11 protein-coding genes and 1 tRNA gene are annotated in these 12,396 nt (G+C 52.5%); all 12 read right to left on the bottom strand.

What is annotated here, in order from left to right; all coding sequences use genetic code 11:
* Window positions 1-25: 25 nt before the first annotated feature.
* Window positions 26-445 carry a hypothetical protein gene (locus tag FBQ85_17595; protein MDL1876949.1) on the bottom strand — a complete coding sequence of 140 codons (420 nt, stop codon included), beginning with the start codon at window positions 443-445 and terminating at the stop codon, window positions 26-28.
* Window positions 446-945: 500 nt separating this feature from the next.
* Window positions 946-1,155 carry a hypothetical protein gene (locus tag FBQ85_17590; GenBank protein MDL1876948.1) on the bottom strand — a complete coding sequence of 70 codons (210 nt, stop codon included), beginning with the start codon at window positions 1,153-1,155 and terminating at the stop codon, window positions 946-948.
* Between the two features lie 517 nt (window positions 1,156-1,672).
* Entirely contained in the window at window positions 1,673-2,197 is a 525-nt protein-coding gene (locus FBQ85_17585) for a hypothetical protein (GenBank protein MDL1876947.1), read from the bottom strand.
* A 149-nt stretch (window positions 2,198-2,346) separates the two neighbouring features.
* Window positions 2,347-3,627 (bottom strand): MFS transporter, encoded by a 1,281-nt coding sequence (locus tag FBQ85_17580; GenBank protein MDL1876946.1) that lies wholly within the window; start codon window positions 3,625-3,627, stop codon window positions 2,347-2,349.
* A 64-nt stretch (window positions 3,628-3,691) separates the two neighbouring features.
* Window positions 3,692-5,038: a threonine synthase gene (gene thrC / locus FBQ85_17575; GenBank protein MDL1876945.1), complete on the bottom strand. Its 1,347-nt coding sequence runs from the start codon at window positions 5,036-5,038 to the stop codon at window positions 3,692-3,694.
* Window positions 5,039-5,046: 8 nt separating this feature from the next.
* Entirely contained in the window at window positions 5,047-5,832 is a 786-nt protein-coding gene (locus FBQ85_17570; GenBank protein MDL1876944.1) for a hypothetical protein, read from the bottom strand.
* Between the two features lie 306 nt (window positions 5,833-6,138).
* The gene (locus tag FBQ85_17565) at window positions 6,139-7,518 is read right to left on the bottom strand and encodes a DUF4340 domain-containing protein (protein ID MDL1876943.1); all 1,380 of its coding nucleotides are present in this window, start codon (window positions 7,516-7,518) and stop codon (window positions 6,139-6,141) included.
* A gap of 2 nt (window positions 7,519-7,520) precedes the next feature.
* Window positions 7,521-10,202, bottom strand: coding sequence for an ABC transporter (locus FBQ85_17560; protein ID MDL1876942.1), 2,682 nt, complete (start codon window positions 10,200-10,202; stop codon window positions 7,521-7,523).
* A gap of 144 nt (window positions 10,203-10,346) precedes the next feature.
* Window positions 10,347-11,090: an ATP-binding cassette domain-containing protein gene (locus FBQ85_17555; GenBank protein ID MDL1876941.1), complete on the bottom strand. Its 744-nt coding sequence runs from the start codon at window positions 11,088-11,090 to the stop codon at window positions 10,347-10,349.
* Between the two features lie 472 nt (window positions 11,091-11,562).
* A complete protein-coding gene (locus FBQ85_17550) occupies window positions 11,563-11,892 on the bottom strand; it encodes a hypothetical protein (protein MDL1876940.1) in 330 nt (109 codons plus the stop codon).
* Window positions 11,893-12,079: 187 nt separating this feature from the next.
* Window positions 12,080-12,156, bottom strand: a tRNA-Met gene (locus tag FBQ85_17545).
* A gap of 95 nt (window positions 12,157-12,251) precedes the next feature.
* Window positions 12,252-12,396 (bottom strand): methionine adenosyltransferase (locus FBQ85_17540; protein MDL1876939.1); only part of this gene is annotated, 145 nt, incomplete at its 5' end.

Genomic DNA, 12,396 nt, shown 5'->3' with positions numbered 1-12,396 from the left:
CAATCTCGAACGAGGGAATTGCAAATTAGTTGGAAGCAGAAGCTTGTGGACGATAAACCACGACTTCTCGTATCGGAGACGTGAGAACATTATTATTAAACTCGATGCACATGCCGGGCGCGGCGAGAATGTCGAGGCAAATCATGGCCCCGCCCCAGGTGCAGCCATTAATTTTCACGCGATACGGTGAGAGTTGTTGGCGATCGAACCAGCCGCCGGAAACCAAAAACGTGTCCGGTTCAATGACAAGTAGATCATATTCTGAATTCAGCGTGCGCACAATCATGCGATCGGCAAATTCCAAATCGCCTCGTTTGATGCGCTTGAGGCGAGGCATATGTTCGACGAGCTTTTCCAGCGTCACGCCCCAATGCCCGGGCTGTGTTTTTGGATAAAACGCATGTTGTACGTTTCGCTTTAACAATGCCAGAAGGTATCGCAGCATAAAACAACTCGCGTTTGCCCATTCCATTGAACTACTGTTTGCGAGCGGCTCTTAGAGAAATCAATGTCGCGCAGGAGTGACACCGCGGCGCTTTGAACCGGCGATGCAAGGCAATAATAACAATTTTTGGCCATTACGCAATAATGATTTTTTTGTAACCGAACAAGCATTGAGTGGAGATTTTGGGGAGTTCGATGACGGCGGGATATTAGCGGTAGGTGAGTTGAAATAAGAATTGTCGTTTAAATAACATGACCAAATTTCAAATCGCAAATAGACACAGATAAACGTGAATTACAAAAACAGGGAATATTCGCGCTCATTCGCGGTTTCAAAAATGAGTATGGTATTTAAATGCTCCCCAAACAAAAAATGCTGAGAAGCCCAAGCACAATGAAACGGGCGCAAGCAGCGCGCCGAAATCGTTTCACGAACTCTAGCGTCTCAGCAATTTTCCAATCCCTGGGATCAAGAACCGGCGAGAATGCCGCCCTTGATCGTCAGTCCTGCGAAATGTCGTTGGAGTCCGGGAAGGAATAATCTTCACCCAGAGCGTCGTTGTGAACGGGGCTACCGTCCCAAATCGGAGAATAGGGGTTATTCACTTCGCCGTAATCGTCATAGGAATCGGGGTCATCGTGGCCGCCGGCCTCATAATCCGAATCGTAAGCTTTCGTAATTTTGCCGTTAAAGTCGTTATTCCAACTCATGGTGACAGCCTCCTGCGTTTAAAATTGTTCATAATGCCCAAGCGCCTCACCATCAGCGGGATGGATGAACGCGCCATCTCAATTAGAGGGATGAAGGCGATTTGCCGGGAAGCAAATCACGTTTCCTCGCCGGCGCATGTCATCAGGATAAATCAGCGAATTCCATCATCACAAGAATGCGCATGCTCCCTGAAATCCATTATGTTCGCGCCCATGTCGCCAAGCTTCCACGTTCCCATCCTGGCGTAGAATTGACGAAGGAATCTACCAACATCCGAGCAGTTTTGAAGAAAGAGAATCAGCCAACGAATTTTTTAGAAGGTGTTTGAGGGCAATCTCGTAACGGTTGCATAACAGAACCACTCCGAAAATTTTGGCAGCTTTTTTTCGAGGGCAAAATAAAGATGCGGGGCGGGAAAATCAAGAATATCAACCACACGAGGATATTTTCATGTCACGATCGTGCGACACGGTTAGCGATTTTGTGACGTTTGCTGGAGATGCAATACTGCCGGTTTTAACGCGCCGGCAGCGAATGTTCAATCGCCAGGATCTCTTGCGTCGAGTCATCAACAATGATACGCGCTTCTTCTCTTTCGGCGGTCGCAATATCGAACTTGTGAATGATGCGATTGTTTTCCTTCAAAACTTTCCAGCGTTTGATGCTGCCGGGCACGGCTTGCAAGGCCTTTGTTTCCGCGGCCGCGCGCGCTATCGGACAAATCGCATGCGGCACATTTTCGCCTTCGGCCACGGCCTCGCGCAATTCCTCTGTGCGATCGATGATTTCAATGATGCGTGAGGTGGCGGCGTCGACCGTCACGCGTTTGGCCAAGGAATCATTCTGCACAAAAACTTTGTACACGAGCCGCCCGAAATCAACGACTTGTTTCACACTTGTCACATAGCCGTTGCTCAACTGCTGGCGCGCGATCTGTTCCGCAACGTCCTTGCTCGCCGGCGTGTCCGGCTTCTCAGCCGCGCAACTCAGCAACACTGCACATACGAGAAAAAAAATCTGGCAGGAATACTTGGCAGACATAACACCGCATCCAAAAAACTCTACTCCCTCATTTTCGCGCTTTTTATACGGCAACTTGCGCCGTTATATAGCGGCAAATGAAGCGGTCACCGGAAAAGAATTGCCGGTGATCGCCAAAATCATGCGACGCCAATGACGGCATTGCGGCCTCATCTTTCCAATGAAAATCCATTCATGGGTGATGCACTTGTGAATGCCGGTTGATTGCTGGGTTGCTGGCGCGTCTGTGAGATGAAACGCGCAGCAGCAAATGTCGCCAAGCCGCAAATTGCAGCATTGATGAGCAGGGCGGTTGTAACGCCGAGTTTTTCAGCGATGAAACCGATTTGCAGGCTGCCCACCGGCATCAAACCACCGAAGCATAACACATAAAATCCCATCACACGGCCGCGCAAATGATCAGGCACGCGCCGTTGCAGCGCGCTGTTGCTGTTGACATTGAACAGGATCAAGCCGAATCCCATAAAGGCCAAAGTTGCCAGAGAAAGCAAGGCATTGCGCGACAAGGCGAACCCGATGGCTGCCAATGCGAAGATGCCAAGGCCGGTTAACAAGATTTTGCGCGGCCAAAAACGCCGGCCGATGGTTGCCGTAAAAACAGCGCCGGCTAATGCGCCCAGGCCGCTGGCCGAGAGCAAGCGTCCAAGCTGAATCGCGCCGCCCCCGAGAACTTCGTCGGCAAAGACGGGCAAAAGCACGGTAAATGACCAACCAAATATCGTCGCCACTGCCACCAGCGCGAGCAGTCCCCAGACAAGAGGAGAACTTCGCACGTAGGTTGCGCCTTCTTGCAGCGAGCGCCAGAGCGGCAGATGCGCTTCATCATTATCGCCGCGGGTGTGCATGCGAATGATGAGCAGCGCAAAAATTCCGGCGAGAAACGAGAGGGCATTCGCCATCATGCACCAAGCCGTTCCGAAACCGGCAACCACGAGGCCGCCGAGCGCCGGCCCGAGCAAGCGCGCCGCGTTGAACATGGCCGAGTTTAAGGCAATGCCGCTGGCGAGATCTTCTTTGCCGACAAGATCGACGAGCAACGCCTGCCGCGCGGGAATATCAAACGCGTTGACCAGCCCGCTTAAAAACACGAGTAGCGCGACTAAATGAATCTCGATCGCATGCAACCAAATCAACGCGGCAAACAAGGCGGCAATCAACATCGTCGCCGTGTAGGTGGCTAAAATCAGGCGGCGGCGATTCACACGATCGGCCACGCTGCCGCCCACCAGCGCAAAAAGGGATAACGGCAACGTGCCGAGAAAGCTGACCAGGCCGAGCCAAACCGCAGAACGCGTCAATTCGTAAACCAGCCAGCTCTGGGCTGTGCCCTGCATCCATGTGCCGACGAATGAAATGAATTGGCCGGTAAAAAATATGCGGTAATTGCGATGGCGCAATGCGCCGGAGTTGAAGAAATGAGACACGTTTATTTAATGTGGGAACGAACACGGCAAGTCAAAAGCTATGCGGGAAGCGGGCTGTATGAGTAACCCATCATTTGATTACACTTGACGCAAACGCTTTGATCGCATCATTTACTTTCTGAATATCTGCCGATAAGGCCTGCACGCGATTGGCATAATGAAAGGCAATATCCTTGATTGCTTGTTGATGATACGCAATTTTAAAATCGGCGAATTTCAAACCGTTGGCTGTTGAAATAACCACGACATTGTCGGACTGTTTGATTTCCCGGCGCGCCGCCATCTTGGCCAGCGCGGCGAGCGCAACGCCGGTTTGCGGGCAAACAAACAGCCCGCACCGATCCGCGAGCGCAGCGGCATTCGCCAATTCATGCTCGCTCGCTTGCTCAACAACGCCGTCGAACTCTCGCAAAATGCTGATGGCTTTTTTATAACTCACGGGAGCGCCGATTTGAATTGCGCTCGCGAGTGTTGCCTGCGCCGGCTTTGCTTTAAACTCGCGAAAATTTTTCTGAAAACTTTCATAAAGGGGATTCGCATGTTCCGCTTGCGCGCACACCAGCCGCGGCAAACGGTCAATCACGCCCAGTGCGCGCATCATGAGAAACCCTTTGCCCAGCGCGGAAACATTGCCAAGATTGCCGCCCGGCACGATCACCCAATCCGGCACACGCCAGTTGAGTTGTTGTACAATTTCAAACGCGACGGCTTTCTGTCCCTCCAGGCGCAATGAATTCATGGAATTCGCAAGATAGATATCCGCTTGTTCGGCAAGCTGCTGCACCAGGCGCATGCAACCGTCGAAATCCGTTTCGAGCGCCAGCGTCAACGCGCCGTGAGCGATGGGTTGAATCAATTGTACCGGGCTGATTTTGTCGGCGGGCAGAAGCACAACCGCAGGAATATGGGCGGCAGCACAATAGGCCGCGAGGGCCGCAGAAGTGTCGCCCGTAGATGCGCAAATCACCGCTTTGATTCTGCGGCCGCGTGCGATCATCTGCCGGACTTGTGAAACCAGCACCGTCATACCTAGATCTTTGAAGGAACCGGTATGGCTGTTGCCGCATTGCTTGAGGTAAAGATGATCAAGCTGGAGATGCCTGCCTAAACGTTCTGCCTTCAACAAATGCGAATTACCTTCACCCAATGAAACAAGATTGTGCTCATCTAAATGCGGATGCACCCATTCTTGCTTTGCCCAAACACCGGAAGCTGCAATTCCGGCGCGCAGTTGATAACGTTGTTCGAAAATAGCCTTCCACTCATGCCCGCTCTGCTTCGCCAGCGGCTGCAAATCGTGAATCACTTCGAGCAGGTCGTGACATTTCGGGCAGCGATAAATAATTTCATCGAGGGCGTATTCGCCTTCACATTTATTGATGCAGCGGTAGCTGGCGTGCAAATCACTTATTGCCATAAATTCCACTACCTGCCTTGAAAATTTGGCGGGCGCTTTTCCAGAAAAGCTTTTGTCCCTTCCTTCATGTCTTCTGTCGAAAAACACATGCCGAAGAGATTCGATTCGAGCTGCACACCTTCTGCTTGCGGCATTTCCAGGCCGTGCATCACCGCTTCGAGTGTGAGCTTGATGGCGACCGGGCCTTTCTTGAGCACGGTTTGCAGAATTTCTTCACACTTGGCGATCAGTTGATCCGGCGGGGTAACATGATTCACCCAGCCAAGACGATAAGCTTCATGCGCGTCAATCATGTTGCCGGTGAGCAACAGCTCAATCGCGCGGCCCTTGCCGATGAGTCGCGGCAAACGCTGCGTGCCGCCGTTGCCGCACATGATGCCAAGATTGACCTCGGGCTGGCCAAATTTTGCTTTTTCCGAGGCGACCCGCATGTGACACGCGAGCGCCAACTCACTGCCGCCGCCGAGGCAAAAACCGTTCACCGCAGCGATGATCGGCTTGGGAAAATGCTCCACGAAGCGCAGAATCTCCTGACTCTGCAACGAGAATTCTTTGGCGCTCACCGGTGTTTGTTGCGCCAGTTCACCGATATCCGCACCCGCGGCAAAGGCTTTCTCGCCGGCGCCGGTCAAAATCACGCCGCCGACCGTCGCATCATCTTTCACCGCAGCCAGGGCATGCTGCAGTTCCTGCATGGTTTTCCAGTTCAATGCGTTGAGCTTGTCCGGGCGGTTCAGGGTGAGATAAGCGATTTTATTTTTGATTTCGACGAGAATGTTCGTGTAATTCTCCATTGCAATCTCCTTTTCGTGATAACCTGCCTTCATCATGCGGCATATGCGTTTTTATCTTGCCTAGTGAAATTCGACAATCAAAATCAGCAATCATTGAACATTATCGAGATTGAATGCCAAAACTCATCAGGATTGACGATATTGTGCAGCGCCACGTTCTTAAACAAATTCGCCCACAGAATCGCGAATTTCGCTGAAATTTAAAAGCAAAATATTCAGCAAAATCTCAACTCTGCGGGCGAAAGCATTGCATGAAAACCTTGCGTATCTATCATCGCAATGCGCTTGCACGCCGGCGCAATGCGCTTAACTTGTCTTCGCCGCTTTGGCCTTCACCAAGTCCCTGCGTTGCAGATGCAGCTTATCAAAACTTGCGGCCGAAATCACATAATACCATTTGGCAAAACGCGCATTCAATTCATTGGAAAGATTTCGTCCTTTTTCGATATTCTTTTGCCAGGCTTCATATTCGTCATGAATCTTCTTGTTCTCACGATCGGCGTCGGTCCACAGACTGTCCGCTTTCGTGAGAAAATCAGTGTTGCGCGGTTTTTTCGGCTCGGGCGGCAATTGCTTGGGCTCGAAGCTCGTCGTGATGAACAAATAGCGATTCTCGCCTGGTCCCTGGGCTCTATCTGCTTCGCTGGTTTCTGTGCCGGCGCTCACGGCCTCGCCCTGGCCGTAAACGATCTCTCCAAAACGCAGCGTATATTTCACCCCATCTTTCGTTAACGCTTCCAGCTCGCCTTCATTCGAAAGTAACTGGCCGTTGGGCGTGAAATAATAACCCTTGCTCTGCAAAGACATCACATCCGCCTGCGTAAGCATCACGCCTTCACTCAATTTTTCCAAATTTTGTGAGAGGCCCGCCGGCTTCACCCGCACACCGACGATCGACAAGCCATCGAGGGTTGTGAGGAAATCGTTGATCTTGGTTTTGTCAACTTCCTCGCTGCTCGACATTTTATTCGCGACCCAATCACTGTCCTTCTTATCGAGCACAACCACATCGCGTTGATTGACGAGGCCGCGCCGTTCATCGATCGAATAATCCTTTAACACGACTTGCTTGATGTCGTCTTTGTTGACCTTCAACAAATCGGACTCGATCCAATCGCTGAATTTCGTTGAGATGTCGATATTCATGCGCACCGCATAAATCCGCTTTTGACCGGGCACACGCACGAACCGAAAACCTTCACGGCCATCAACTTCCTTGCCAATGATAAAATCCGCCAGCACTTGCTCACTGCCGCCCTTGAGCGTGACGCGCTTGCCGCGGCCTTTGAGGCTGGCGGCTGTTTCATCCAGCGGATCGACAACGCCGCAGGCTTCATGATCCGCAATGTTATCGGAACGGAAATCATCTTTTTTAATGTCGATGACGGAAGCTGCGGTTTTTGCAAGGCGATCTTTGCCGTCAGCCGGATAATCGTTGTGCGAAGGAATCGTCCATTTTCCATCCTTCAACAGCACCTTGAATGGCCGGGCGCTGCCGGTGGCTTCGTCGTAATCGATCACTTCCAGCGAGGTGGCGGCCAGCGGATCTTTGAAATCCGGGAAAAATGGCTGGCCTTGATCATTGAAAGCGGACGGCGTCACGCGCCGGGGCGCGGTAATAAATGCCAGCAGCAAGAGAGCCGCCGCGACGCCGGCAAACGTCAGTGTTTTCTTTTTTTCGCTCATGGTTAGCTCCTCAGTCTCCTCGCCGCCGCCGCGCCTTCTTGTTCGCGCTTGCGCCGGCGCATAAAAATCATGACGCCCAAGACCAAAACTGGAATCGGCGGCAACATCACGGCCAGCGTTTTGATTCCGCTTTGAATGCGTTGAATGGCCGCTTCCATGTTTTCCTTGCTGGCATCAATTTTGGCTTCTTTCGCCGCTTCAATATTGGCTTTCTGCACTTCGAAGCGACGGTTCTCGACTTGTTGCAGGTTCTCCGCCATGATTTGCTTGGTCTGCGTATCAAGATCCGTGCGCTGGCGGACGTCCGCTACCTTCTCGTTCAACTGGCGTTGCGCCTCGTCCAGCGCGCGTTGCGCTTCGGCTTCGGCATCCTGCTCTTCTTTTACGCGCTGCTCGACGTAGGCGCGCGTACGCGCTTCAACCGTCTCGAGCGTGCGGTGCTTCACGCGGCGCTTGCGCAGGGTGACGAACGAATCGTCGCCGACGAGATAATCCATGCAATTCAAGAAAAATGTCACATTGTCGAAATTGAGATTCTCAAAGCCGCGGCGGCGCAATTCAAAAAATTGGTCGGAAATAAAATCGAGATCAGCAATAAAAATGACCTTGAGGCTCTTGTCGCCGCTGAGCGAATCTTTTTTCGTGCCGCGAACATACGCTGCCAGGGTTTGATCCGCATTGATCGGGATGTGCCGCAGCCGGCGTGAATCGACCATTTGCGCGCCAAAAAAGCTGCGCTGAATCATCTGTTGATAATTCAACGCGCCGGATAATACACCGGTTTTCAACAGCGGTTGGAATTCATAGGAGCTGCTCGGCATCGGCGCCAACGCACCGGGATAGAGCAAAACAACTTCCTGCAAACCGGCGCTGGCAATATGCTCTTTATTGAAGGCCTCGACGGTTTCATTGTTTGCGCCGACAAACACGATCTCCGGTGGAATCTGCGCGAGATCCGGATGCGGGTTATAGGTATCCCACGTGATTTGCGCGGAATTCCAATTGATGCCGAGTTTGCTCATGAACGCTTGAATATTGCCTTTGGGTTTGGGCGGCGGCGCATTGTTGCGCATGAAGGGATTCATGTCCGCGCCGGAACGCTCCGAGGGCGCCAGGCCGATATTGACGATGGGCAACGGGTCGTCGAGCAAAAGCGTGGGCATGCCGGCTTCGATGCGCGCCAGCACATTATCCATCGCCTCTTGCGGCAACGCCGAAGGCATAGCCACCAGCAAGCCGTCAAGCGAATCCGTGATGGCGCTCTCGGGATCAACCTGCACGACTTCGTATTGTTTTTTCAATTCCTCGACCACCGGCCAAGCCGCGTTGCTGCGCATCGTTTGAAAATCAAAACCGCCGAAGAGCTTGGCATCGGTGTTCACAATGCCGATTTTCTTGCGCTGTGTTTTGGCGACGACGCGAATGCTGCGCGCCAATTCATATTCCACCGGCAAACCGGCGTCAAAAAACGGAATGACTTGCTCTTCGGCGCCACAGGTGAAGGCCACGCCCATGAACACTTGCGAGGTGCTGGCGCGCGCGCTGCCGGGGTTCGGAATCTCGTTGGGTGTGATGCCGAACTTTTCACGCGCGTCGCGTGCTTCTTGCGTGTAGGGTTCGGTGTCGTGAATCAAAACCTGCACACGGCTGCCGCCCGCGGAAGCAATCTCGCGCAAAAAGCTCAACAGATTCTGGCGCGTTTGCACATATTGTTGCGGCACGTCTTTGCTGATATAAGCTTGAATCAAAACCGGGCGATCGGTAGGAATTTCCTTGATCAGTTTTTTCGTCTCACTGGAAAGCGAATGCAATTGTTCTGCCGTGACATCAAGGCGCATGCTGAGACGGCTCAACACCGCGTTGGCGCTGATCACCGCGATCACCAACGCTGCGGCGCGCACGAGATGATGCTGCCACATTTTGTAGCCCTCGGCTTCATGCGGCCAATGCCGGCGGCTGATGAGAGTGACGTTGAGATAGAGAAACGTCGCCGCGATCGAAATGAAATAAAGCAAACCGCTGAAGCTGATCACGCCGCGCGAAAAATCGCCGAAGTGGCCGAACACGCCCAGCGGCGACACAAAATTTTTAACCGCCTGGCCAAAGATACCGCCCAAGGCTCCGATGAAGACGAAGAACGCACAAAACACAGCGCCGGCAATGAAGGCAATCGTGACGTTCGAGGTGAGCAGCGAGGCCAGCATGCCGACAGCAATCAGCGCGCCGCCGATCAGCCAGTAGCCGATATAGTTTCCGATCATCAAACCGAGATCGGGCCAGCCCAGAAAGAACAGCACAATAACGTGGCTGAGCGAAAGCAGCAACGACGCCGTGTAAATGCCATAGGCCGCGAAATATTTGCCGAGCACGATCTCAAGATCCGTGGCCGGCAGCGTCAGCAACAACTCATCCGTGCCTTCTTTGTTCTCATTGGCCCACATCCCCATCGTGAGCGCAGGGATGAAAAACAGCAATAAATACGGAAAGAAGTCATTGAGTTGATCGAGATTGGCAAGATTGTTCAGAAAAAAACGTTCCTGCCAAAACGCCGCAGCGGCGCTCAGAAAGATGAAGAGTGTAATAAAAACGTAACCGGTAGGATTGTTGAAGTAGCGCCGCAGATCGCGCCGCATGATGGATTTTACCACCTGCCAGTTGATATTCGGTTTTAGGTTTAGGCTCATCGGTTCTACCCTATTCCTTATTTGTTCGTCGAGTGGAGATCATAGCTTCGTTGTCATTGTATCAAAACCCTTGAGCGCGTTACGCCTGCGCCGCCTCTGCCAGGCCCGGCAAAGGGTTCTTCAGCAATGACAAATCATCAATGTTTAAGCAGCCGCGGAGCCGTTGCTGGTTAAACGATAGAACGGCCCTTCGAGCGAACCGTTTTCCATCAGCTTGCCCGGCTCGCCGTCATACACCAGCGCGCCGTTGTTGACGAGGATAACACGGTCGGCAACGGCTTCCACCTCCTGCAAAATATGCGTGGAAAGCAGAATGGTTTTGGAATGGCCAAGTTGCCGGATGTTTTTGCGGAATTCACGAATCTGATTGGGGTCGAGGCCGGCCGTGGGCTCGTCCATGATCAGGACTTCAGGATCGTGCAACAGCGCCTGCGCCAGGCCGACGCGCTGACGATAGCCTTTGGAGAGTTTGCCAATCGGTTTCTCCATCACCTGCTGCAAAGCGCACAATTCGTTTACGGCATCGATGCGCTTCTTCGTGACGCTCGGCTCAAGGCCGCGCGCTTCTGCGAAGAATTGCAGCAACTCCAGCGGCGTCATATCTTGATAGAGCGGTCCATTCTCCGGCAAGTAGCCCAGTTTTTTTGCCACTTCCAGACGATCGTCGCTGACGCTCAGGCCGGCGATTGCTGCCGTGCCCTCACTCGCCGCGAGATAGCCGCTGAGAATCTTCATGGTCGTGGTTTTACCCGCGCCATTTGGTCCCAGAAAGGCGACGATCTGGCCTTTCGGAATGGCAAAAGAAATATCCTTGATCGCGACAAACGGCCCGTAGTACTTGCTCAAGCCTTTGGCCTCGATCATGATTTTTTGTGAAACTTCAGCCATAACGTTTGCCCTCTGCATTTGTTTTTTACAATAACACCTTTTTCGCGTCGGAATCCGCGTCCGGGCGCGATTCCTTCAGCGCGTTTTCATTTTAGGACAGGGTCTTACTACATAAGCCCGGAATTCGGTAGGTTTGCGTGGTTATTGCATTGATTTCAGACGACTGTCTCTTTGTAAAAGTTTTGCGTTTGCGCCGCAAAATCAAAAAATGTTACAGCGTGTTCAAGATGATTTATGCCGAGTTTTCCCACCTCTGTAAAGTCATGCTTTTCAGAGCACAAACGCACGCCCACGGGACTGGAATTCGTGAATGACGAAGGTGGGATCGCAACGCTGAAGTGGCTTCGCTCGGAAAACGACCTGCAAATAATAAAAAATCTCAACACAAATGCAAGTCTCTTTTCACCGCAGACGCCGGAAGAAAATTGAGCGACCGGCCAGAAAATTTTGGCGCCGGAAGCGCGGGGCAGGCTTAAAACTGTGCGTTCTGGCTGGCGATTACTTTTGCGACGTAGACGCCCACGAGGATAAGCATCATGCCGACTGCCAGGCCGACGACGGCAATCGTGCCGATCATGGCCAGCACGTCTTGCAGCGGGGTGCGCTCGGCGCGTGTTTTCGCCGGCGCCAACACCGTATCATACAACATTTTTCCGGTAAAGATGATGAAGAGCAAAATTCCGAGCGCCACGCGGCTGAAATCAATCGGCCCCTGCATGACGAACGCCAGCGGCGACATCAGCCACATCACCAGCGCCCATTTGCCGATTTCCAATAAAACGGGTTTGAGGGATTTGGCCATAGATAGCTATTCAGAGAAATTCACTGATACTTCCACTTTCTGCACGATTTTTTTGACGTTTCAAATCTGCCTAAATGTCGCACAATGCTTCGTAATAAACAAGCACGTGATCATTTGTTGGAAGAATTCTTAACACCTCACGCCACAAATAAAAAAACAGGCATGTCGCCTGTTTTTTAAGAGTAACTGGTGGGCCCTGTAGGACTTGAACCTACGACCAACGGATTATGAGTCCGTCGCTCTAACCGACTGAGCTAAGGGCCCGCCGGATTTATGGGATCAAAAAGTGATCGCGAGCGTGGCTGGCTGCGGAAATATAGCGCGACTGGCGCGGTGAAAGCAAGCCTTTTCTCCTTCCCTTACTTCGTCAAGTCCGCCACCTTATCCAGATTTTCCCAGGTGAAGCCCTCGCCCTCCCGACCGAAATGGCCATACGCCGCAGTCGCAAGATAAATCGGGCGGCGCAGCTTCAAATACTCGATAATCCCGCGCGGGCGCAAATCC

The sequence above is a fragment of the Cytophagia bacterium CHB2 genome (genome assembly GCA_030263535.1).
GTDB lineage: Bacteria > Zhuqueibacterota > Zhuqueibacteria > Zhuqueibacterales > Zhuqueibacteraceae > Coneutiohabitans.
The sequence above is the reverse complement of the archived record's forward strand: the minus strand, read 5'-3'. Positions and strand labels throughout refer to the sequence as shown.

Coding starts and splice junctions, on each gene's coding strand:
- FBQ85_17595 (MDL1876949.1), bottom strand. CDS start 445: ATGCTGCGATACCTTCTGGCATTGTTAAAGCGAAACGTACAACATGCG.
- FBQ85_17555 (MDL1876941.1), bottom strand. CDS start 11,090: ATGGCTGAAGTTTCACAAAAAATCATGATCGAGGCCAAAGGCTTGAGC.
- FBQ85_17565 (MDL1876943.1), bottom strand. CDS start 7,518: ATGAGCGAAAAAAAGAAAACACTGACGTTTGCCGGCGTCGCGGCGGCT.
- thrC (MDL1876945.1), bottom strand. CDS start 5,038: ATGGCAATAAGTGATTTGCACGCCAGCTACCGCTGCATCAATAAATGT.
- FBQ85_17560 (MDL1876942.1), bottom strand. CDS start 10,202: ATGAGCCTAAACCTAAAACCGAATATCAACTGGCAGGTGGTAAAATCC.
- FBQ85_17585 (MDL1876947.1), bottom strand. CDS start 2,197: ATGTCTGCCAAGTATTCCTGCCAGATTTTTTTTCTCGTATGTGCAGTG.
- FBQ85_17550 (MDL1876940.1), bottom strand. CDS start 11,892: ATGGCCAAATCCCTCAAACCCGTTTTATTGGAAATCGGCAAATGGGCG.
- FBQ85_17590 (MDL1876948.1), bottom strand. CDS start 1,155: ATGAGTTGGAATAACGACTTTAACGGCAAAATTACGAAAGCTTACGAT.
- FBQ85_17570 (MDL1876944.1), bottom strand. CDS start 5,832: ATGGAGAATTACACGAACATTCTCGTCGAAATCAAAAATAAAATCGCT.